19 protein-coding genes and 3 pseudogenes are annotated in these 20,927 nt (G+C 67.7%); 11 read left to right on the top strand and 11 right to left on the bottom strand.

The features are described from left to right. Nucleotides 1–2: 2 nt before the first annotated feature. Together ACGFW6_RS06105 and ACGFW6_RS06100 are read left to right on the top strand one after the other, a co-directional pair. Nucleotides 3–1,142: a PucR family transcriptional regulator gene (locus ACGFW6_RS06105; RefSeq protein ID WP_393505209.1), complete on the top strand. Its 1,140-nt coding sequence runs from the start codon at nucleotides 3–5 to the stop codon at nucleotides 1,140–1,142. A gap of 298 nt (nucleotides 1,143–1,440) precedes the next feature. Next, complete coding sequence (locus tag ACGFW6_RS06100; RefSeq protein WP_393505208.1) at nucleotides 1,441–1,596, top strand: hypothetical protein; 156 nt, start codon at nucleotides 1,441–1,443, stop codon at nucleotides 1,594–1,596. Between the two features lie 2 nt (nucleotides 1,597–1,598). Here the strand turns inward: ACGFW6_RS06100 and ACGFW6_RS06095 are convergent, their stop codons facing one another. Continuing rightward, on the bottom strand, nucleotides 1,599–2,117 hold the full coding sequence (locus tag ACGFW6_RS06095) for a cupin domain-containing protein (protein ID WP_030949317.1): 519 nt from the start codon (nucleotides 2,115–2,117) through the stop codon (nucleotides 1,599–1,601). A 186-nt stretch (nucleotides 2,118–2,303) separates the two neighbouring features. Between ACGFW6_RS06095 and ACGFW6_RS06090 the strand changes: the two genes are divergently transcribed. Then, on the top strand, nucleotides 2,304–2,651 hold the full coding sequence (locus ACGFW6_RS06090; RefSeq protein WP_393505206.1) for an ASCH domain-containing protein: 348 nt from the start codon (nucleotides 2,304–2,306) through the stop codon (nucleotides 2,649–2,651). Between the two features lie 58 nt (nucleotides 2,652–2,709). Next, nucleotides 2,710–3,228: a hypothetical protein gene (locus tag ACGFW6_RS06085; RefSeq protein WP_393505204.1), complete on the top strand. Its 519-nt coding sequence runs from the start codon at nucleotides 2,710–2,712 to the stop codon at nucleotides 3,226–3,228. A 36-nt stretch (nucleotides 3,229–3,264) separates the two neighbouring features. Here ACGFW6_RS06085 and ACGFW6_RS06080 read toward each other — a convergent pair. Continuing rightward, nucleotides 3,265–4,146, bottom strand: a pseudogene (locus ACGFW6_RS06080) (IS5 family transposase). Between the two features lie 94 nt (nucleotides 4,147–4,240). Then, nucleotides 4,241–5,252: pseudogene (locus tag ACGFW6_RS06075) on the bottom strand (IS630 family transposase). Between the two features lie 197 nt (nucleotides 5,253–5,449). Here ACGFW6_RS06075 and ACGFW6_RS06070 point away from each other — a divergent pair. After that, nucleotides 5,450–5,875: an ankyrin repeat domain-containing protein gene (locus tag ACGFW6_RS06070; RefSeq protein WP_393505202.1), complete on the top strand. Its 426-nt coding sequence runs from the start codon at nucleotides 5,450–5,452 to the stop codon at nucleotides 5,873–5,875. Nucleotides 5,876–6,323: 448 nt separating this feature from the next. Next, nucleotides 6,324–7,406: a hypothetical protein gene (locus ACGFW6_RS06065; protein WP_393505200.1), complete on the top strand. Its 1,083-nt coding sequence runs from the start codon at nucleotides 6,324–6,326 to the stop codon at nucleotides 7,404–7,406. Between the two features lie 209 nt (nucleotides 7,407–7,615). On the opposite strand, the gene ACGFW6_RS06060 is transcribed toward ACGFW6_RS06065, so the two are convergent. From ACGFW6_RS06060 to ACGFW6_RS06040, 5 genes are all read right to left on the bottom strand, one after another. After that, nucleotides 7,616–8,317, bottom strand: a complete 702-nt coding sequence (locus ACGFW6_RS06060) for a hypothetical protein (protein WP_393505198.1) — start codon at nucleotides 8,315–8,317, stop codon at nucleotides 7,616–7,618. Further along, entirely contained in the window at nucleotides 8,314–9,714 is a 1,401-nt protein-coding gene (locus tag ACGFW6_RS06055) for an SMI1/KNR4 family protein (protein WP_393505196.1), read from the bottom strand. Before ACGFW6_RS06055 ends, ACGFW6_RS06060 begins: the two co-directional genes overlap by 4 nt. A gap of 507 nt (nucleotides 9,715–10,221) precedes the next feature. Beyond that, nucleotides 10,222–11,367, bottom strand: a complete 1,146-nt coding sequence (locus ACGFW6_RS06050) for a tetratricopeptide repeat protein (RefSeq protein ID WP_393505194.1) — start codon at nucleotides 11,365–11,367, stop codon at nucleotides 10,222–10,224. A gap of 38 nt (nucleotides 11,368–11,405) precedes the next feature. After that, nucleotides 11,406–13,328 carry a tetratricopeptide repeat protein gene (locus ACGFW6_RS06045; RefSeq protein WP_393505192.1) on the bottom strand — a complete coding sequence of 641 codons (1,923 nt, stop codon included), beginning with the start codon at nucleotides 13,326–13,328 and terminating at the stop codon, nucleotides 11,406–11,408. A gap of 379 nt (nucleotides 13,329–13,707) precedes the next feature. Next, nucleotides 13,708–14,133, bottom strand: coding sequence for a hypothetical protein (locus ACGFW6_RS06040; protein WP_393505190.1), 426 nt, complete (start codon nucleotides 14,131–14,133; stop codon nucleotides 13,708–13,710). Nucleotides 14,134–14,383: 250 nt separating this feature from the next. On the opposite strand from ACGFW6_RS06040, the pseudogene ACGFW6_RS06035 reads away from it, so the two are divergent. Then, a pseudogene (locus ACGFW6_RS06035) lies at nucleotides 14,384–14,721 on the top strand (dehydrogenase); the annotation flags it as partial. 354 nt (nucleotides 14,722–15,075) lie between these two features. Here ACGFW6_RS06035 and ACGFW6_RS06030 read toward each other — a convergent pair. Beyond that, complete coding sequence (locus ACGFW6_RS06030) at nucleotides 15,076–15,672, bottom strand: NADPH-dependent F420 reductase (RefSeq protein ID WP_393505188.1); 597 nt, start codon at nucleotides 15,670–15,672, stop codon at nucleotides 15,076–15,078. A 40-nt stretch (nucleotides 15,673–15,712) separates the two neighbouring features. Continuing rightward, a complete protein-coding gene (locus ACGFW6_RS06025; RefSeq protein ID WP_393505186.1) occupies nucleotides 15,713–16,546 on the bottom strand; it encodes an inositol monophosphatase family protein in 834 nt (277 codons plus the stop codon). Between the two features lie 135 nt (nucleotides 16,547–16,681). On the opposite strand from ACGFW6_RS06025, the gene ACGFW6_RS06020 reads away from it, so the two are divergent. Then, a complete protein-coding gene (locus tag ACGFW6_RS06020; protein WP_393506920.1) occupies nucleotides 16,682–17,593 on the top strand; it encodes a LysR family transcriptional regulator in 912 nt (303 codons plus the stop codon). A gap of 264 nt (nucleotides 17,594–17,857) precedes the next feature. Here ACGFW6_RS06020 and ACGFW6_RS06015 read toward each other — a convergent pair whose 3' ends face one another. Further along, a complete protein-coding gene (locus tag ACGFW6_RS06015; RefSeq protein WP_393505184.1) occupies nucleotides 17,858–18,652 on the bottom strand; it encodes a leucine-rich repeat domain-containing protein in 795 nt (264 codons plus the stop codon). A 290-nt stretch (nucleotides 18,653–18,942) separates the two neighbouring features. On the opposite strand from ACGFW6_RS06015, the gene ACGFW6_RS06010 reads away from it, so the two are divergent. The 3 genes from ACGFW6_RS06010 to ACGFW6_RS06000 all read left to right on the top strand — a co-directional run bounded on the left by ACGFW6_RS06010 (nucleotide 18,943) and on the right by ACGFW6_RS06000 (nucleotide 20,765). Next, nucleotides 18,943–19,071, top strand: coding sequence for a hypothetical protein (locus tag ACGFW6_RS06010; RefSeq protein ID WP_393505182.1), 129 nt, complete (start codon nucleotides 18,943–18,945; stop codon nucleotides 19,069–19,071). Between the two features lie 336 nt (nucleotides 19,072–19,407). Next, the gene (locus tag ACGFW6_RS06005; protein WP_393506918.1) at nucleotides 19,408–20,241 is read left to right on the top strand and encodes a PIG-L family deacetylase; all 834 of its coding nucleotides are present in this window, start codon (nucleotides 19,408–19,410) and stop codon (nucleotides 20,239–20,241) included. 320 nt (nucleotides 20,242–20,561) lie between these two features. Next, nucleotides 20,562–20,765 (top strand): cold-shock protein, encoded by a 204-nt coding sequence (locus tag ACGFW6_RS06000; protein WP_393505180.1) that lies wholly within the window; start codon nucleotides 20,562–20,564, stop codon nucleotides 20,763–20,765. Nucleotides 20,766–20,927 lie beyond the last annotated feature (162 nt).

Here is a 20,927-nt window from a genome sequence, read left to right as displayed (position 1 = left end):
ACGTGAGTCATGTGATCCGGAGAGCCAGCGAACTGGCGCTGGATGAGACGACGGTCACCGTACTTCGGGCTGCGCTGAAGGCCACCGCCGACGAGGTCGTCCAGGCGATCATCGACGAGGTACCTCCCTATGCCAACGCCCTGTCGGGCCGCATGGGTGGCACCATCCGCCGAGCCGTCCGCACCGCCCTGGGGCACTACCTGGACCTCGCGAGCGGCAACGCCACGGGCGGCGACGGCGGTGACGCGGCCTACGAGCTGGGCCGCGGCGAGGTGCGCGACGGCCGTTCCATGGACGCCCTGCTCAGCGCCTACCGCGTCGGCGCCCGCGTGGCCTGGCGATGTCTGGCAGCGGGTGCCGTACCCGCAGGTCTGCCCGCCGCCGAGGTCGCCAAGTTCGCTGAGCTGACCTTCGCCTACATCGACGAGCTCTCGGCCGCGAGCGCCGCCGGCCACGCCGACGAGCTGGCGGCCCGGGGCAGGGCCCGCGAGCGCCACCTGGAACAGCTGGCCCGCGACCTGCTCGCCGGCGCGAGCCCGGACATGCTGCTTGTCTCTGCTCAACGGGCCGGGTGGCAGCCTCCGGTATCACTGACCGCCGTCCTGCTGCCTGCCGCGCAGGCCCGGCCTGCCTACCGTGTGCTGGACCCGAGCACCCTCGTCCTGGACGATCTGCCGGATGCCTTGGGCGTGCTGCTCGTTCCCGATGCCGACCGATCGCGTCTTTTGCGGCAGCTGACTGACCGTACCGCTGTGGTCGGCCCGGCGCGGCCGTGGACTCGTGCGTCCGCCTCGTACGCACGAGCCGTACGCGCGCGCTCCCTCTCCTCGGATATTCGCGACACCGAGGACCACCTGCCCGAGCTGGTGCTGAGCGCCGACGCGGACGCTTTCGCTGACCTGCGTGCCCGAGCCCTCGCACCGTTGCGGACTCTGCCTGACGCGACCGCACGGCGGCTGGAGGAGACGTTGCGGGCGTGGCTGCTGCACCAGGGCAGGCGGGACGAGGTGGCGGCGGCGTTGTTCGTCCATCCCCAGACAGTCCGGTACCGGATGTCGCAGGTGCGGGAGCTGTTTCCGGATCTCGCATCGCCACACCGGGTCCTTGAACTGACGCTGGCGGTCGGTCTCGGAGTCGGCTGACGCGCACTGAGAGGCCGGGGCGAGCATCAGCTTGCGGACCCTGCGCGAACGCGCCGTAGCTTCGGGTGCCTTGCAGCAACACTCCGTGGCCGTCGGTGACCCTGCATGACAAGTCCGCCGTGCCTAAGAGGACACGCTGCTGGCCGCGGCGATCAGCGAATGAATTTGAGTGGCACCGGCGCGTCCATGATCGCTAATGCTGTGACCGCAAAGGTTCGCCGGATTGGTGGTCGTGGCGTTGAATTTGCGGTGACAGTCGATCCGACCTCTGGAGCCACGGGCGGCTGAGCCTGTTCGTGTGCACAGACTGACCGACCAGGTGGTGCAGAAGCTGCAGCAGATCGTGCGCCGCGGCAGTAGCCAACTGTGGGTCAGCCAGTCGGCTTTGATGAAGCCCGCGTTCCGCGTAATTCAGCGGCCTGGGGCGGTGTTCTGGCTGGTCAGCGGGTTGTGAGTTTACGCTCCCGGCGGCGGCGTCAGCCCGAACCGCGCGATGACGTCCGGCAACCACTCCGGCTGGCCGAATTCGAGCCCGTACTTGGCCACGAGTGCCGGGATCGCGTCCGCGGACGGCGGCGGGCCGTCGGCGAGCATCTCGGCCATCTCGCGGAAGCAGTTCTCGAAACCGGCCGGGCTAATGATCTCGATCATGCGGGCAGGAACCGAACCGGCGTTCCACATGGCGTGCAGCTCGCCGCGCGGCTTGGTGATGTAGCCGCCGGGGCCCAGCACGGCTTCGCGGTCGCCTGAGCGGAAGCCGATCTCGCCTTCGGTGACGATCGAGTATTCGTCCTCGCGGGTGTGCAAGTGCGGCGGCACCATCGCGCCGACCGGGAACGGGTGCTCGACGACCGACAAGGCGCCGTTGGTATCGGCACCCCAGAGCTTGAAGACCACCCCGATGGAACCGAGGAAGCCCTCGGCGCCCTCGCCGGGGCGGACGACCGTGAGCGGAGGGACCAGTTCCTCGGTCATGGCGATCACTCCTCTGATCGACTTCGAGAAACACTGGTGTCTTGCTAAGAGTGTCCACCCCGGACTTCCTGGGTCGCACCTCGGCGACCTAGTGCTGTGACCGGAAACGTTCACCGGCCCGGGGCCCGGGGGATCCACCGGGTTGTGTGACAAGGAGGGTTTGCTCGTTCCGTTAGGGTGCGCCGAATGGACGACAGCACTTCATGGCAGCACTCAACGGCGACTCAGACTCTGTACTTCCATCCTGACTATCTCGATGCAGTACGCGCCGGACAGAAGACGACCACGGTACGTTTCCGTGACCCGGTGGAGATGGGCCCGGTGAGCCTGGTGTTCGAGTTGGACGATGAGGTGGCGCTACCGGGTGTGGTCACGCAGGTCACTGCTAAGACGATTGCCCAGCTGAGCGAGTCGGACGCCCGAGCGGACGGCTTCCGTGATCTCGCCGAGCTTCACGACAGACTGCGGTTTCACTACCCCCAGATCGAGCCGACCGACACCATCGCCATCGTGCACTTCCGGTTGGCGAAATAGGTTAGGGCCTGTCCGGTGAGTCGGCAGGGTCATCTTGCCTGCCTTCTAGGCTGGCGCCATGGACAACGGGCTCGCTCACGAGAAAAGCGCCTTCATCAACTTTCGACGATACGTCCCGGCTCCGAAGGAGCACGGGTTTCGGTGGGTCGACATCAAGCAACTCCGCTTCTCTGCGGAGTCCGTGGACGATAGAGGGCTGCTTGTCGCACTGATCGGGCATGAGCAGTTCCGGGACGACTATGCAGGTGGTGGAGTGCTGCCGGACGGACCCCGGCACGGTCCGTACTGGCTGCGATTGATCACTCCCGACCTGTACGAGCCCATCAGTCAGGAGAAGGCCGTGCAGCTCCTGTGGGAGTGGTTGGATCCGCTCTGGGACGTGCCCACCGAGCTGGAGGCAGATCTGCAGCAGGAGGTGTTCGCCCGCCTGGCCGCAGCCGATGGCATCTACTACCTCGGCGAGCTCGGTGATGACGCGATTCATGACTGGGGACGCGTGCACGACTACTTCCACGAGTTCGTGCTCATCGACCGCTCGGCTGGGCGTATCACGCTCATCGTCGCCGCCGACGACTGAGGGCAACCACCGGGGCATCTGCTGCAGAGGCTGATATCAGGAGCGGAGCCACAATCGAATCGCCGCGAGGGTGACCGTGCCGTGGAAGACGTAGGCCCTCTTGTCGTAGCGAGTCGCCACGGCTCTGGAGCGCTTGAGCGCGTTGAAGCAACGCTCGACTTCGTTCCTTCTTTACTAGGTAGCGCTGTCGAAGCCGGTCGGCCGCCCACCGTAGCTACCGCGCCGTTGGCGGTTGACCTTCTGATTCTTCGGCTCAGGGATGGTGTGCTTGATCTGGGATCGCCGCAGGTAGCGGCGGTTCCGGCGAGAGCTGTACGCCTTATCGCCGCACACGTGGTCCGGTCGCGTTCGCGGGTGACCGCCCGTTGGGCGAGGGAGTCGAACACGATCCATGACATTGATCAGCTGTGGCGCGTCACCCCACTGTCCGGGAGTGATCAGCACAGCCCATGGGCTACAGCTGCCGTCACTCGCCAGTTGAATCTTCGTCGTGAGACCGCCCCGTGACCGGCCGAGCGCTTCATCAAGGCGATGCTCGGCCGGACGGCGCCGGCGCCCCCGCATCCGGAGAACGCGGTGATGAGCTCCGGCCGCATGCTGGTGGGCGCGACAGACCGTCGAATCCACGCTCACCACACTCCAGTCGATTCGCCCCTTGACGTCGGCGTCGGCCTGGACCGTCCGCAGGACACGCTCCCACGTGCCGTCCGCGGACCATCTGCGATGGCGGTCATAGACCGTCTTCCGCTTCCCGAAGCGGGTTGGAAGATCTCGCCACGGCAGGCCGGTGCGCTGCCGGAAATGAATCCCGTTGATCACGCACCGATGACACTGCCAACGTCCGCCCCGCCCAACGTTCTTGGGCAGGCTCGGTTCGAGTCGAGCCCACTCGTCATCAGAAAGATCACCCCGCCCCACACTGGACAGAACGACCGGCCGACAGGCGGGTTACCTGACCCATCGGACAGGCCCTAGTGACCTCAGGCATCGACTGGAGTGACTCCCCGCATGATCACGCCGCTTCGGGACGCGGGCGGCCCCAGCGCTGCTGACGCTCACTGCGGATGCGGGCACGTTTACGGCGCTGGGCGGTCAGGGCGTCGGGGTGGCGGGCATTGTTGTTGCGCCAGCTCAGGTAGGCGTGCAGGACCTGGTCTGGACGGTGTGGTTGGGATGGTTCGAGTTGGCCAGGGTGAACTGTCGCAGCGTCCAGAGTGGGCCTCGATGGGGTTGGCCCAGGACGCGTAGGTGCGTGTGAAGGACACCTCGACCTTGTTCTTCACGGCCCACCTGCGGATTCTCCAGTTCAGGTGGGCGGAGTGGTTGTCGAGGGTCACGTAGATCGGGGCGCCGTCCGGACGCGCAGCTCGGATCGACCGCAGGGCGGCACAGGTGTGGTCGATGCCCTTGCGGCGCCGATTGACCCCCCACATCTGGTCGTCACCGACCGAGTAGCAGCCGTGGAAGTAGGTGACTCCGTGGGTGCGGCGATAGGTGGCCGGCAGTCGGTCGGGCCGGCCCCGTTCTTGCCAGCAGGAGCCGGCGGTGGGGCGGATACCTAGCGGTCCGAACTCGTCGAAGGCGAACGCACGGTCCGGACGCTCGCTGATCGCGTACTCGATCCGGGCCGGCTTGGCATCGAACGCCGGATCGTGGGTCTCCTTCCAGGTCTTCGTTCGCTGGAAGGAGACCCTGCGGCGGGCCGGGAGGCAGCGCAGGGCCTCCCGGCCGATCCGGACGGGCCGGGAGATGTTGCGCCGCAGGCGATCAGCGAGTTTGCGGATTGACCAGCGGGTGAAGGGCTTGCCCAACGCGGTCGGTCGGGTGGTGGCCGTCTGGACGACGAAGTCCTCGTCGTCACGGTTGAGGAGGCGGGGACGACCTCCCGCCCACCGAGGGTTGCGGCATGCGAGTCCGATCTCGTTGAAGTGGTGGATCACATCGCGGACGGTGTCCTCGTCTGCCTGGACCAACCGTGCGATCCCCGGGACCGAGTTCCCGCCGGCCGAGGCCAGCAGCATCATTGCCCGCCGAAACCGCACGGAGTTCGTGCTGCCCCGCCGAACGATGTGCTGAAGCTTCTGCCCCTCCGGCTCGGTCAGACCGCGGACCCTGACCGGTAACGCCGTCCCGCCTCCCCGTGCCAGTCGAAGTCGTCACATCGGACCAGCACAACGAGCAACCCGGCAGACTTTCCCGGTCACAGCACTAGCGTCTGGCTATGAAGCAGCGCCACCAGAAGAAGCTCTCCCGCCGCCTCTTCGAAGCAGTCCTGGCCGGTGACGCCAGTACGACGAAGGCGCTGTTGGGCAGCGGAGCATGCCCGGAGCGAAGAAGCAGCGACGGCACGACACCGCTGTATCTGGCATCCGTGCAGGGTGAGGCCGACATTGCCCGCCTGCTCTTGGAAGCCGGCGCTCCCCCCGACACGGAGAGCGCCGGTCCAGGCTCGGAGGGCACACCACTGTGCGCAGCCGCGTGCTGGGGGCACACTGAAACAGTTCGGCAACTTTTGGCACACGGCGCCGATCCCAACCTCCGCGAAGACCATGGCACGGGCAGGACCCCGCTGGAGTGGGCAGATGACGGACCCCACCCCGCCACCGCTGAAATTCTCCGGGCAGCAGGAGCACTACCAACGCCATGAGCCGGCACGGCCGAGTTCCACCACGGGTCCAGCGCGGTGAGCTTGTGGCCGAGACGGGTGGGTCGGCCGACGGTCGCGGAGCAACGAAAAAGGCAATGGGGGCGTGGCCGTCGAAGGCCGCGCGGGAGCGCACAGAGCTGAGGTTCATCACTGTCTGACCAGGCGCGGCCGGACCGGACTCTTCGCCCCTCGGCAACGACGCTTCCAGTGGCTTCGTTCACGAGAATGGACAGCAGATGTTCACCACTTCGGGAGGCGCCACGGGACACCGGGAATCGAACGCTGAGTGAGTCGCTTGCCGTAGTCAGAGGGCGGCGGCTGGCACTTGCCCGCGCTGCGTGGATTCTCCACGGCTGTGGCAGGTGCCGTTCCCGCAACGAATGAGAAAACATGTTGGCTGGTTCCCGGCGAGCTGCGACGATGCCTCTGTTTCCCAGGCGGAGGACATTTGTTCGTTTTCGTGTGTGCGGGATGCGGCGCCGAGTTGACCACCCCGCTGTCCCAGGTCTCACTGCCAATCCACGCCCGTCAGAAGTACGGGAATGGTGCCCAGCTTCCGGTGCTCATGGAGTCGGGGACATTTGCCGTGGACTCAGCCCCCTGGGGAGGGCCGTGGCGGATGTGGGACGAGATCGATCCGGGCGAGGCGGAGGCACGCGGCATCTACGCGCCGGTCTACGCCCTGTCCGACAGCACGCCCGGGGCGAATGTCATCGCGCCCGGTGATATCCGTGGAACCCGGCTGATTCCCGAGAAGCGCGGCGGTGCCTGCTGCGGCCTGGACGGAGCCGACGGGCCCAACATGGCCTGCCAGGCATGCGACCTTCCCGTGGCGACCAGGGTCGACGACTGCTCGCTCTGGCAGCAAGTGCGGCTCAGCTCGGACGCCGTGCACCGCGTCCCCGTCGACGGTGTCCACGCTGCGCCCCTCTCCTGGGCGGAGCTGGCAGCGAAGGGGGAGAAAACGCCCCCTTTCGAGCCGATTGCCACGTGGGGAGGACGGTTGGGGCCGAGCCACTACTGGTCGTGGAGCCCGCAGTGGGAGGCGGCAGCCGGCCATGCGCTCGCCCACCTGCTGGTTGCCTCCCAAGGGCAGCCGGTGAAGGTCCCAGGCGGTCTGACCGCGGATGTGTTCCAACGCGCGCTCGACGCCCTGCTACCGGCAGGCCCTAAGAAGGGGCGCGCCGTTCTGGATGGACCGGGACGGCCCTCACCTGACGCGGACGTAGACATCCTCCTCGTACCGGTCCACCCTCAGACAGGTCAGACCTGGACCCCCGTCGGCCCGACTGCGTCGGCATACCCCGTGCCCCTGCCACTGGGGGTGTGGCTGTGGCTGGTCTCTCCCCAGCCGTACCTGCCGGTTCCCGCGTCAGGCCGCATACCCAAGGAGGTACTCCGCGACGACCCGCTCCCGCAACTCCCCAACTACCGGTTCCGGGCCGACCAGGGGACGTTCCAGCACACCTTGGTCCGGCTACCAGCCGTTCGCAGCCCATGGCTGCGCACGATCCTCGGGAACCTCACGTAGGGCACCTCGGCCGACCTCTTCTAGCCGTCTGGCCATCGAACAGCGCCAGGCTCTCGTGCCTCCCAAAGTGGTCGACATCTGCTGTCCATTCTCGTGAACAAAGCCATTCCAGCACGGCCCCAGGTTCGTCCGTCAGATCGTCATGTGCGGCGCACCAGGATCGCCCATGCTGAGGATCTGCCTTCCGCACGCGCCCCGGCGACCCGGCGTCAGTGCTGGTTCACCGGCAGGACGGCCGCCGGATCACAACGCGCCGGGCAGGCCAGCAAGTAGACCCCATTGCCAAGGAACAGGAGGTAGGCGTCGTCTCGGACGCTGTAGGGCTGCACCGGGGCCCCGGGGTGAACGCCGAACTCCTGGTATTCGGGTACCTGGCAGAGGAACGCCATCTCTGTGCCGCACGCGCACCAATACTGCTCGGGCTCCTGGGCCCAGGCCGCCGTACCGCCCACCTTGAAACGCACGTCGAACGGCCCGTGCGCGTCCACGAAGGGCCGCAGGGTCAGGGGCAGGGCGCGCATGGCCGGTTCCGGCTCCGTTTCCGGGATTCCCGGATCACGCTGGAGGAGCACCCGCCAGAACGAGCCCGGGAACGGGGGCTGTGGAGCCTCCCAGAACCCGGGCACCAGGCGGCCGTTGGCCGTCACCGGGTCGGACGCGTCGTTGTGGTGGGCGCAGTGGAAGACCGACAGGTGTTCTCCGCCGAAGAACTCGATGTCGTCCGGCAGGTCCAGTTGGAAGAACAGGGCCATCCGCTCGCCGCAGAAGCAACGCGGCCACTCCTGGTCGTCGTCGAAGTAGGGCCACCCGCCCAGCGAGTTCCGGGCCGGCCTGTCCAGCGGCTCGGTACCGGTCTCGACCCTGTAGGCGGGCAGCGGCGCCCACATCTCCTCCACCCCGTCGTCGCTCACAGGGTGCCCCCGGCCGTCCGGTCGGTGTCCAGGTCGCCCATGAGGACGGTGCGGGTGATGAGGGGACGGTCCCACAGGGCCAGGAGCTCGTTGGCGAGGTCGAGGACCGGCAGCGGGTGCTGTTCGCCCTGCACATCGATGGCGGCGGCCGACAGGCTCCGGGGGACGGCGCCCGCGTCGAGCAGGACGTGCCACTCCTCGGTGCCGAGGCTCAGGTACTCCAGGCGTGTCAGCATGGCGATCTCCAGGGGATCGGCCAGCGCGCCCGGGGAGGCGGTGAGCGTCCGAAGGCGGGGGAGGCCGGCAACCGGAGCGAGGCCGACCGGGTCGCCGTTCCGCCCACCGATCCCGAGCACCTCCAGCTCGGGCCGGGCAGCGGCCACCATGCCGCCCGGGCTGTGGGTGCTCACCTGGGCCACCACCGGCGGACGGTTCCAGTCCTCGTCGGAGCGCCAGTCGTTGCGGTGGTTGACCACCATGTCGGTGAGGGAGTCGGCCCGCAATGCGGCCCCGATGCTCCGCTCATGGTCGATCATGATCACCTGCCCGGCGTGTCCGCCCGGACCCGGTGTCAGGTCGAGAGCCAGCCGGTCGCCGCCGCCGTTGTCGCCGAAGGCGATCCACCCGGGCGAGCCGACGAGGCCCTGCACGGCGGCGTCCGGCGCGGTGACGACCGCGTCCTTGGCGGCGAACTGCCAAGGGCAGGGCCGGGATCGGGCGTCCGCAACATAGAGCCCGTCCAGAGGGAAAAGCTCACAGCCGACCGCCTTGCTGACGCGTTCCTGCGCCGCGTAGTCGCCGCTCCAGTCCTGCCACCGTGCACGGGTGACGCGGTAGAGGGCCTTGAGCTCGTCGGGCAGCGTGACACCGAGGCGCGCCTCCGCTGCGGCTATCTCCTCCGCGGTGGCGCCGATGGCGTCGGGGAGGCGCTCGCGCAGTATCTGCTCTAGCAGTGCTGGGTCCGCGGACGGCGCCGGCGCCGCGCCCGGGACGTCCGCGGGCAGGCGCCGCCAGGGCTCTGGTACGGCGCCCTCTACGAGGAGCAGGGCTCCCACGAAGGGGCTCCTGACGCCGTGCTCCACGGCGGGCCCCGCGTCGATGACATGGAGCACGGTCTTCCCGTCCGGTGCCGTCTCGACCATGTACGAAACGCCGCTAGCGCCGTCGGCCCTGAGGGCGGCCTGAACCCGTTCCACGGCGGTGAACTGGTCCTGCATGTCGGCCACTTGCAGGGCTCGCCCTGGCATTGGGCGTGGCTGTTGCGCGGGCAGGGTCCAACTACCCAGAGTGATCTGGCCCGTGAAGAAACCACCCGGCGCGGCAAGCTGCTCCGCGTGGGAATCCCGCACCAGCCGCAGCAGCGGCTCCCAGGTAGCGAAGTCTTGTATCGAGGACAACGGCGCTCTCCGCTCGGTCGGTTGGTTGGCCGGCAGCACTCCTGATCACTGCGTGCGACGCGATCCTAGAACCGACCACTGACACTGCCGCTCCGCGTCCGCCTGATCTACTACCTCTCGAGACACGCAGGGAGAGAGCGAGTCCAAGCCCAGGGTGATCCATACACGCAACCCTCCGGACTTGATGCGCCGACAGAACCGCTCCTAAAGGGGGCATTGCGCGGTACTCCGACGCCTGGCGAGGCACCTGGGCAGTTGGTGCGAACGCGGCCTGTGACCGATCTGACGGCTGACACTCGAGGTCGTCGGCTCTGCCATTGCTGCCTCTGCCGAGGCTGGGCTAGCAACTGGTCCGGCAACCCGCCCGCAGCATCCTGCAACTGCACCGGAGGCTGGTCCACTCGCTCATCCCGACTGCCGGGAGGCCGTCGTCGGGCGTGCCCGAAGCGTCAAGCACGCCGTCGCAGGGCAAGCATGAAATTCCCGGCTCCGGCAGCCGGAGAGCACTTAAGCGTAGCGGGCCTGGAGGGCATCGCACGCTTCCTTGAGTGCCGTCAGACGCGGCTCAAGGCGGGTGTGGTCGCTGCCGGAGGTGTGGAGCAGTTCTTCCAGTCTGTCGCCCAGTTCGGCCAGGTCAATCCACCGAGCCGACGGGGCCAGGATATGAGCGAGATGCGCATCCACCGTCGGCCAGCTATCGAGCGCCGCGAAGACGACGGTGCTGAACTGGTGCAGCGTCTGGGCGGGGAGCCTGGCCTGATGGAGGGCTTGCCCAGCTGCCTGCCACCCGGTTTGGGCAGCTTGCCTGTCGCTGTAGGCCTCCAGAGTGAGGGCGAGGCATGCCAGTCCGCGGGCTTCGTCGCTGAGGCGCAGTTGCTCGGCTATCCGCCACGCTGCTGCTTTCCGGCCGGTTCGCCGGAGCGCAGTGCACAGCGTTTCGAGCACGGCGGGTTCCTGTGGGTCCACCCTCCGGGAATCCTGGAGTGTTGCTATGGCCTGTTCACTCTCACCGCTGAGCAGGTGAATACGGGCACGTTTGTGCTGTGCCTGCACGACGGCTTTGTGTACCCCGCGCTCTAGATAGAAGTGCAGGTCGGCTTGCGCCTGTTGCAGACGGCCCACCGCAAGGCAGAAGTTGATCCGGTGACCCGGCGACCAGGTGTCCGCCTGCCCGAAGCCCCTCTCGATGGTGGCCTCGAGATCGGCGCGTGCATCCTCGAACCGACCCAGTCCGTGCAGGACTTCGGCACGGTGCAGGAGCGTGCTCGTATCGCCGGGCGTCAGAGCCAGCGCATGGGTGGCGTCGGCCAAGGCTCGCTCGAACGCTCCGAGCTTGAGATAGACCCAGCAGCGGCGGGACAACGACCACGCATCGAGAGGGAACAACTCCACCGCACGGTTCAGGTCGCTCAAAGCCTCCGGATACCGGCCCAAATTCCCCAGCGTGGCACCGCGACCGGTGTAGGCACGGGCGTATCCGCGGTCCAGTTCGATAGCTCGGTCGAAGTCGGCCAGGGCGGCCTCGTTGTGACCCGTGATCCGCAGGGACGACGCCCGTTCGCAGCGCACCCACGCGGCGTCAGGCTCCAACTCCACTGCCCGGTCGAGGTCTTCCAAGGCCTGCTCACGGTGCTGCGGCTGAAAGGTGCGCACCCGGGCCCTGTGGATCAGAGCCCGCGCGCTGTCGGGCTTCAGCTGCAGGGCATGGTCGAGATCGGCGAGGGCCGCCGCAGCGTCCCCGAGACGGAAGTGCGTTGCCCCCGGGACGCCCAGACCAGGGGATCAAGCGGAAACAGTTCAACGGCGCGCTGGAGATCACGCATCGACTCCTGGGGCCGTCCCGTGATCCGGTAGTAGTCACCCCGTCGCCGCAAGGTTTGGACCGTATTCGGTAATAGTGCGTCGGCGCGGTTGAGGTCTTCGATGGCAGCGGAGTACTCACCCAGTTCGGCATAAACCAGCGCCCGGCCTGCGTACGCCGGTTCCATTCGAGGACTGAGAGCCACAGCCCGGTGATAATCAGCCAGAGCATGACGCACGTCGCCCTCCAAACGACGCAAGCCTCCACAGGCGACCAAGGCTTCTGCCTGACCCTCGGTGCCGAAACCCGCCTGATCAAGCAGCAGATGCAGAGCCTGCGCCGTGCCCTCGGTCAGGGCAGCCTGCAGGCTGAACCCCCATCCAGAAAGCTCTTCGGAGTCCGTGTCTCTGCCTGCATCCCGGAAGACCTGCACCCAGCGGCGCGCCACGGGCTCACCTGCTGTACACGCCGACGCCACCTCGAGCAGGACCGCCTCGCGCGCACGCCGCGATCCGGTGCACAGGAGGTGATACGACTGCGCCAGTCGCAGCTCGTGCCACCTGCTGTCCTTCCAGAACGAACCCGGCGTCAGGTGGTCCTCGGCCTGAATCCGCCACTGCCGGAACAACTCTGCCAGGGCCGTGTGCCGCTCATTCCAGTCACGCAAGGAACGGCGGCGCTGCAGGCGCAGCATCTGGGCCCGCACCACGTCGTGATAGCGGGCACCGATGCCATGCTCCGCCACGAAGGGCAGGCCGCGTAGCCACGGGAACAGCGCAGCCCCCTCGGCGTCGGAGCAGCCGACTGCTGTACGGAAGATGTCAACGTCCAGATGCCGTGGCAGCGCGCCGGCCAGGGCTGCCGCGCGCCGCACCGGGTCCTGCTCCCATTTCAGGAAGCCCTCCACGGCCGTGGCACTGGGGTCGTTCACGCGGCCGGGTTCCGTGGGCCTGCCGGCCGCGAGTGTGGAGACCAGCACCGGCAAACCGTCGCTGAGCCGGAGTACCTCTCTGACCACCGGTTCGGAGACGACACCCTTGTTCCACAGCAGTCCCCGCGTCTCTGCCTCGGTGAAGTTCCTCAGCGGCCAGTCCGTGATCACATCGGTGAACTCGCCCCACCTTGCGGCATCAAGGGCGTACTGCCCAGCCGTCACCACAATGACCCGGGACGTCAAAGCGCCGTACCGCGTCGTCGTCATCACATCCCGCAACCACCGGTCCAGAACCAACGCCGTTCTCTCGTACGCATCGAAGAAGAGCACGATCCATGGAACGGACGCGGCCGCCTGCGTCAACTCTTGCAAGAACACAGGCGTCAGCACGAGCTCAGGAGACATCACCAGCTGGACGTCTTCCTGGCTACGCAGCCGCGCACCGAGCGCGCCCCGCAGGCGGTCCGCCCCCCTGGCCACCTCAGTCGGATCGACAGCTCCCGCCAAGGCTCCCGCACCAGGCACCAGTCCGAGCCCTATGAGACTGGCACGCGCGGCCGCCAGGCTGCCCGGCGATGGCTCTGGCGCACTGCTGTCGGGCAAATCATCCAAGCCCGCGGATGCCGCCTCATGCTGACGCTCCCGCCAGACGGCGAGCAGGCGATTGAGCTCCCGGAACCGGTGATCTTGAACACCAAACTGGGCGCTGAAGGCACCGAGTGCCTCTGGCACGCTGTTGACGGACTCGTCAACGCGGGCAGTCAACGCCCCCTGCTCACGCCCGATGTGCTCAAGCTCGGCCAAGAGAAACGTCTTACCGACACCAGCGTCGCCATGAATGTGAAACAGAAAACGATGGCGCTCATCCTCTGGTGCCACGGCGAAATTCTCCGTGAACGCGGCGCGCTCCACCTCCCGCCCGAGGAATCCGCGGCTCCGACGCCCCCTGAGAATGTCCTGTACTGATTGCGCTCCCGGCATCCTCTGCCTCACCCGCCCCGCCCCCTGAGTCAGACCCCAGACCAGTCTGGCTGCGGCGCTCGTCTTCGCCCAGAGGGCGTGAGGGACGCCAGGTTTGCCTGGCAGCGAGCTGCGGGCTGTGTTTGTCGACTCCTCACACGGGCGGCAGCCGCCGAGGGGCGCGGATACGGCACAGCGACCAATCAGCCCGGTCCTGGCGAGGCCCCGCCAACGTAAGGTGTTGACGGGGCCGCGTGGACTGGCCGTCACGGGCCGTGCCGAACGGGGTTCAGGGGCTTCAGCAGTAATCCAGCAGGCTGTACACGTTGTCCCAACCCCACTGGTCGAGGTACACCTCGCTGACGTAGACGTTGCGGTTGCCGCTGTCGTCGTCGGTCAGGAGCCAGTACTTGCTCTTGCGCCCGTTGTCGGTGTAGTAGACGCCCTCTTTGATGCAGTAGAAGTAGTTGGATCCCGCGTACAGCCACCCGGCGTGCGTGGAGTCGTACCAGTCGGGCGTCCAGTGAGTCCACTGATTGACGACGGTGTTGAGATACACCTTGGGATACGCGGCAGCCTTCGCCGACCCGGTGAGGGTCTGCACCGAGGCGGCGGGTTTTGCGCCGGTGGCTGCCTCTGCGGCCTGCCCTGATCCCGCGGTGCCGATGAGCAGTCCGGTCGCGAGCATGCCCGCGAAACAGCTGCCGAGCTTACGAGTTCGCATCTGCGTCTCCCCAGAGCCATAGAACGTCGTGCCGACATCCGGAAAGTACAAGGCGGGTGCGCCGATCCGGCCCTGACATCTGTCAGGGTCGCCGTCCCCGCTTGAGCGACGCAGTCCGAAGCGAAGCCCCAGCGACGGCAGTACGGGGATCAGGGAGCGTCTCCGTAGCGTGCTGCGGTCGCCGCCGCGCGTTCCCGTTGTCTCGCCCCTTGGCCAGCCAGGACCGCAGTGGCAGTAACTGGAACAGGCGTCTGTCAAAGGGCCAGTGACCTGTGTACACGCCGTCCTGCCGGGGATGCGGGAGCTGGGACGGGGCACGCTGCTGTTCGTCAGCGGCGGCAGCGCAGTGCGTCCGAACCCCGAAGTGGCCGGCACATCGCTCGCGTTCGTCGCCGAGAGGGCCTACGCGGCGATGGTCCACAAGGCCCTCCACGCCGGAGAACATCCACGCCGCTCAGCTCATCGTCCCCCGGCGTTATCAGGCCGGACGCCGAGCACTCCAGCCCCGACGTCCTGGCCGAGCGCCGGTACGCCATGCACACCGAGCTCGGCGTGTTCCGGCACTATGCCGAGCCCGTGCACACATGATCACCCTGGGGACGCCGCTCATGAACCGCGCCGCTCGCCGCCTGCTGGTCCGTGCAGCTCCGGCAGCCCCGCTGACCGCCGGTTCGGCCGGGACGCCGGAGAACGCCCGGGCCGCCAAGTCTCCTGCCTCCGCCTTTGCGGGGCGGCAGGGGCTGACGGCGTCCGCCTCTCGTCCCGTTCCAGGTGGGGTAGGTCCATGATCGTCTTGGGGCTCGGCTGCTTGGGCGGTACAGCGATCGACGGCCGCCTCGGTCACCGCCCCCGGATGACCCCATCGCCGTGGTGAGAGCTGAGCGCATCCCGGTTGTGTGCCTAGCCATGTGGCAGCGGCGGCCGGGGAGTTGCGTCGGGCTGTCAGCGGGTGATCGAGATTGCGAAAGGCGTGAATCCGCTGGATCGGATCACGTGTGGTACGAACAGGATGGCGGCCTCGGCGGCCCGCGCGGTCTCGATCCCGCCGAGGTCCGTGATCCACTCCTGCTGCCAGCTGAGGTCGGCGAGAAGCACGCGTACGACCTGCTTGGCCTCCGGGTCATTGCCGGAGAGGAAGGCGGTCGGTGTCTGGGTGAGCGCGGCGGGCGCGGTCATCACCGTGTAGAGCATGGTGTTCAGCGTCTTGACGACGCGCGTGTCGGGGAGTGCTTCTTGGAGTTGCTCCGCGAGGCTTGAGCCGGGGTAGAGGAGCTCGGCCGGCAGTCCGTCTGGTCCGTCGACGGTGGCGTTGGAGACATCTACGAGAATCTTGCCCTGCAGGTCCTCGCGCAGCGCGATGAGCCGCTCCAGCGACCCGGCGCCCGGGGTGGCGTTGATGACGATCTGCGCTGTGCGGGCGGCGTCGGCGGCAGAGCCTGGTGAGCGGTCCGCCACGGTCACTTCGTGCCCGGCCCGGGTGAGGGCCAGGGCGAGGCTGCCGCCGACGCGTCCGTTTCCGAGAACTGCGATCATGGTCATGCTGATGTGGTCCTTTCAGTGCTTGTGGTTCTTGAGGGGGTCAGCGGGAGAGCGTGGTGACGGCTTGGGTGTGCACGCCGGGCGCGGCAGCCAGGAAGCTGTCGCTCTGCGGGGTCCAAGGGCGGCCCTGGGCGTCGGATACCCGTCCGCCGGCCTCGGTGACGAGCAGTGCCCCGGGGAGCAGGTCCGCGCGGGCGCCGGCGAACTGCCAGAAGGCGTCGATCCTGCCGGCGGCCACGTTCAGGAGGTGCAGGGTGGCGGGCACGGAAGTCCTCACCACAAGCGCATCGAAGAGCATGGCGGTGATCGAGGATCCGATGCGCCGCACGACGTTGTCGTCTTCGTCCGGCCTGGCCTGGCTCGTGGCCACGAGGCTCAGGCCGAGGTCCGTGGTCTGGGACACGTGGAGCGGGCGGCCGCCGAGGTGGGCGCCGCCGCCGGCGAGTGCGGTGTAGGTCTCACCGGTCAACGGCAGGTGAACTGCGGTGAGCACCGGCTGGTTGTCGCGCACGAGGGTGGCGGTCACCGCCCACTCCGGCAGGGCGTGCAGGTGGTTGACGTTGCCTTCGGCCGGATCCAGGACCCACCATTCGCCAGGGGGCAGGGCCCCGCCCGCGAGCTCGTCCTCCACCACGCGGGCGTCCGGCCGCATGAGGGTGAGGCGGGGGCGCAGGACGTCGAGGGCCACGTCGTCGTTGGCGGCGAGCGCGCGCATCAGCTCTTCGCGGGTCTGGTAGCGGACCACATCGCCGAACCGCTCCCGCAGCACTGAACCCGCCGCGCGCACGGCGATCGCGGTCTGCGCGAGCAGGTCGGCGTCGGACGTGGAGGCGACGGTTGTAGCAATTCCGGTGGTCTGCATCGATTCGGGCATGGCGGTGCTCCCAACTGAGGAGGGGGTGATGAGGCGGACCAGGTGAAACTGTGTTCCGTTCGCGTCCGCATCTCGAAGGTAGGAGGGCCCATCATTAACTGCAAGTGCATGTAAAGCACGGCTAGGATGAGTCTCATGCAATTGGATTTGAACCTGCTCGCCGCGCTCGATGCCCTCCTGGAGGAAGGCAGCGTGACCGGAGCTGCTGAGCGCCTGCACGTCACCGCCCCCGCGATGAGTCGAAGCCTCGGCCGGATCAGGCGCGCGACGGGAGATCAGATCCTGGTGCGTACCGGGCGCACGATGACCCCGACGCCGTACGCGATCGCCGTCCGGGAACAGGTGCACGAGCTGCTGCACCAGGTCCAGAACGTGCTGGCACCCAGCCGCGAACTCGACCTCACGACGCTCGAACGCACCTTCACACTCCGCTGGCACGAATCACTCGTCGCCCTCAGCGGCCCCGCGCTTCTCGCGGCCGTATGCAAACAAGCGCCGGGCGTGCGCTTGCGCTTCATCGCGGAATCGAGCATCGACACCCCCGAACTGCGTCGCGGGGAGGTCGACCTGGAGGCGAACGCGAACCGCCCGACCGCACCCGACATCCGCACCGAGCGCGTGGCCGAGACCCCGCACGTCATCGTCGTGCGGCGAGGACACCCGCTCACCCGGGTCAAGGCAGTCACCGCCACGCAGTACGCCGCGGCCGAGCACATCACCGTCTCGCGGCGCGGTCGACTCGCCAACGCCCTGGACGACGCTCTCGCGCGGCTCGGCCTCACCCGACGGGTCCTGGCGACCGCGCCCACAGAAGCGGCCGCGTTCGAGTTTGTGCGCGGCTCCGACCTCCTCGTCACGGCCCCCGAATCGACGACGCTTTCGGCGACCACGGTTCTCGGCCTGACCCAGCTCCCACTGCCGTTCGAACTGCCGTCGGCCGCGGTGTACCTGTCATGGCATCAGCGCTATGACACCGACCCCGCACACGTCTGGCTACGCGACCTGGCGCGGACCGCATTGGCGCCCCGACCTAGCCCAAACCCCTAAAGATCTCTAGCTGAACAAGCCGAGATCCGCGGGTAGTTGGATTTTGTGCGTGGGACTGGGACGTCCGCCGGCTGCGCACATGGCTACGCCATACGATGACGCCTGCATTGCGGCAGGGGTGCGGCCGGGACAACGCTCCACCCGGTGCCGGAGTGGCCAGCAGCGCGCCCCACTGAAGTGAAGGCAGCCACAACGGGCAGTACCGCCAAGGAGAGGGGACGCCAGTGCTGGGGTGGCAAGCGGCACCGCCCTGGGCGGCGGCGGTCAACGCGGTGAGGGCTGTTCGATCGAGCCGCCTCGATGAGGCCCGGGGATGTAGCCCTTCGCTCCGGTTGGCAGGGTGCCGAGGCATGCCTGCGAACAGGCGTTGACAAGTAGCGGCAGGACATCGGTCGCCACCACTTGGGAGAGCCACGCCTGGTGCGGACCCGTTGCCGGGATGGGTCCGGTACAGACGCTGCAGGTGTGGGTTGCGGTGGTGCCCCAGCGGGTGGGAGCCAGGCCGTCGAGGTCCAGGTCCGTATCGCTGGGCGGGAGGAGCTGTGGGAACGGCGGCCGGTATTTGTAGTTGCCGTAGATCGAGCGTGTGCTCACCGTGCTGTTCACCAGCCGAGTGCACCGCGTGATTTCGTACGGGAACCAGTGCAGCCGTCGGGAGGTGTAGGGGCTGAACTCCTCCAGGCTCGTCATGTCGCCGATCTCCGGGGGTATCCGGACCAGGTTGCTCCCGTACAGCACGAGGGTCCGTACCGCTGTCAGCTGTCCTATCGACGCCGGTAGCGTGACGATCTGCCGTCGCTCCTCAGGACTCAGTTCCGGGAGTGGGCGGAACTCCTCCCGCCCGTCGGCCGCCGCCTCTTCGATCAGTTCCAGGAGCCGGAGCCAGCCCGGAGCACTGGTGTCCTGGATATCGGCGTGGAAGGACGCCGTCATGCCAGGCGGATTCACCCGGACCTGGCTGAAGCATTGGCAGCGGTCCTGCGGCACCCCGGGCCGGGAGTCCACCGCCTCGGGAAAGCGGTTCGGGAAGACCTGCGCGGGCAGTTGTTCGTCCGTCATGGCGCAACGATAGGGATGTGGCGCCCGGTACGGCAGCATCCGGTATCCCGTCCGAAGGTGCTGCCGTCCTCTGGGACTTGGGGATGCTGTCGATCGCAGCGGGCCCCAACGTGAGTTGACGATCTCACTGACGTCCGCGTCGGCGCCGTTGGCCTTCCGCCTGTACGCCTACGCGGGCCGACCGGCTGATCGCATTCGCCGATGACACCATCCTCGACGGCTCCCACCCTGTGCGAGCGGCTCGCTGCCTGGCGCGGCTGGAGGGGTACCGGGACGCGGGAACGGACCGGATGATCGCTTTCGCCGACGATGCCACTCTCGACGGCATCTACCACGTGCTGGCGGTTGGCCTGGCCGACGTGCAGGGCGCAAGGCGCCGACCGGCGGGTGATGTCCGGTTGGCCAAGGCCGGCCGCTGACGCACCCGGGACCGGCGCGTGATGGAGCACGAAGAAGAATCTGGTGGCCTGCCTACGCGAGCTCGACGATCCGGATTGGTTCGCGGCCCCGGGCCTACGACCGGTGAGATCGGCGCGCGGCTCAACGGCGGTTCACGCCGGCAGCTGGAAGGTCAGGCGGCCCCGCCGGGAACAGCCGCCCTGCCGGCTCGGTTGCATCGACCGGGGGACCGGCGTCGCCCGGGCGGGGAACTCGGCGACCAAATGGTTCGTCGCCTCACCAGGATCCGGGCCCCGGGAGCGGTGCATATCGCCGCGCAGTGGGACCAGGACGTATTTGTACAGGAGGACCTTTTCATGACTGACCGGCCCTTGACGCTCATGGCAGTACACGCTCACCCCGATGACGAGGCCACCGGGACCGGTGGGGTCCTCGCGCGGTATGCGGCGGAAGGCATCCGTACGGTTCTCGTGACGTGTACCGACGGCCGTTGCGGTGACGGGCCGGAGGGCGTCAAGCCGGGCGATGCCGGGCACGATCCTGCGGCGGTCGCTCTGATACGCCGTCAGGAGCTTGAGGCGAGTTGCGGGGTGCTGAAGGTCAGCGATCTGGAGATGTTGGACTACGCCGATTCCGGGATGATGGGCTGGTCGAGCAACGACGCCTCCGGGTCCTTCTGGCGGACCCCCGTGGAGGAGGGCGCTGCCCGGCTCGCGGAGCTCATGCGGCACTACCGGCCTGATGTGGTCGTCACCTACGACGAGAACGGCTTCTACGGCCATCCCGATCACATTCAGGCGCACCGGATCACGATGGCGGCGCTGGAGATGACCGCGCTGACCCCGAAGGTGTACTGGACCACGATGCCCCGCTCGGGAATGCAGCGGTTCGGTGAGATCATGCGCGAGTTCGGTGAGGACATGCCGGAGCCGGATCCTGCCGAGGCCGCTGCGCTGGCCGAGATCGGCCTCCCCGACGATGAGATCACCACGTGGGTGGACACCACCGCGTTCAGCGGTCAGAAGTTCGACGCGCTGGCCGCGCACTCCAGCCAGGGCGAGAACATCTTCTTCCTCAGGATGGGCAAGGAGAGGTTCAGCGAGTTGATGGGCATGGAAACCTTCGTACGGGTCCAGGACGCCACCGGCGCGCCCCTGCCCGAGAACGATCTCTTCGCCGGACTGCGCTGATCCACCCATCCGCAGCGGAGCTCGACAAACGCATCGGCTGCACGGCTCGATCGTCCGCTGCACACACCCTCGGGCATCGTCCGGTCCGCTCGCTGAACCTGAACCGCCTTGCGACGGGTGACGCGGGTAAGGGCGCCCCATTGAGACGCCGGCCTCGTAGCGCAAAAGGCGTCCGCCCGGGCGATGGTCCGCTGGTGGAGTCAATTGAACGGATAGGTGGGGCGGGCCGGGGTACAACGGTTGCGGGCTCCCGCGACCAGGGACCCCGGAACAAGCCCGGATGCAGGGCTGTTCCCAGGCAGGAACAAAGGGATTGATTGATGGCCAAGGGCACTGTGAAGTGGTTCAACGCTGAGAAGGGTTTCGGCTTCATCGCTCAGGACGGTGGGGGACCGGACGTCTTCGCGCACTACTCGGAGATCCAGGGCGGCGGGTTCCGCGAGCTCACCGAGGGGGAGCACGTCACCTTCGAGATCGGGCAGGGGCAGAAGGGACCGCAGGCGCAGAACATCGTCCGCGGCTGACCGGGTGAAGCGATGACAGAGTGAGGCGGCTGCCGGTCCGGCGGCCGCCTCGGTCCGTCACGGAGGCGTGAAGCGGCGGGCGCGACGACCTTCGACTCGCAGCGGCTGGCCCGGCCGGCCGACGGTTGCGCCCGGGCTCAGCTCCCCCGATGAGCGGTCACG

Origin of the sequence: Streptomyces sp. Y7 (assembly GCF_043195415.1) — a bacterium.
Lineage (GTDB): Bacteria > Actinomycetota > Actinomycetes > Streptomycetales > Streptomycetaceae > Streptomyces.
Note: the sequence above shows the minus strand (reverse complement) of the source record. Positions and strands in the feature narration are given on the sequence as shown.

Bases quoted from the DNA above. Each gene is read 5' to 3' on its own strand.
- ACGFW6_RS06010 (WP_393505182.1), top strand. From the start codon at position 18,943: ATGATCGCTTTCGCCGACGATGCCACTCTCGACGGCATCTACCACGTG.
- ACGFW6_RS06090 (WP_393505206.1), top strand. From the start codon at position 2,304: ATGGACGACAGCACTTCATGGCAGCACTCAACGGCGACTCAGACTCTG.
- ACGFW6_RS06030 (WP_393505188.1), bottom strand. From the start codon at position 15,672: ATGACCATGATCGCAGTTCTCGGAAACGGACGCGTCGGCGGCAGCCTC.
- ACGFW6_RS06005 (WP_393506918.1), top strand. From the start codon at position 19,408: ATGACTGACCGGCCCTTGACGCTCATGGCAGTACACGCTCACCCCGAT.
- ACGFW6_RS06015 (WP_393505184.1), bottom strand. From the start codon at position 18,652: ATGACGGACGAACAACTGCCCGCGCAGGTCTTCCCGAACCGCTTTCCC.
- ACGFW6_RS06040 (WP_393505190.1), bottom strand. From the start codon at position 14,133: ATGCGAACTCGTAAGCTCGGCAGCTGTTTCGCGGGCATGCTCGCGACC.
- ACGFW6_RS06070 (WP_393505202.1), top strand. From the start codon at position 5,450: ATGAAGCAGCGCCACCAGAAGAAGCTCTCCCGCCGCCTCTTCGAAGCA.
- ACGFW6_RS06000 (WP_393505180.1), top strand. From the start codon at position 20,562: ATGGCCAAGGGCACTGTGAAGTGGTTCAACGCTGAGAAGGGTTTCGGC.
- ACGFW6_RS06025 (WP_393505186.1), bottom strand. From the start codon at position 16,546: ATGCCCGAATCGATGCAGACCACCGGAATTGCTACAACCGTCGCCTCC.
- ACGFW6_RS06095 (WP_030949317.1), bottom strand. From the start codon at position 2,117: ATGACCGAGGAACTGGTCCCTCCGCTCACGGTCGTCCGCCCCGGCGAG.
- ACGFW6_RS06085 (WP_393505204.1), top strand. From the start codon at position 2,710: ATGGACAACGGGCTCGCTCACGAGAAAAGCGCCTTCATCAACTTTCGA.
- ACGFW6_RS06020 (WP_393506920.1), top strand. From the start codon at position 16,682: ATGCAATTGGATTTGAACCTGCTCGCCGCGCTCGATGCCCTCCTGGAG.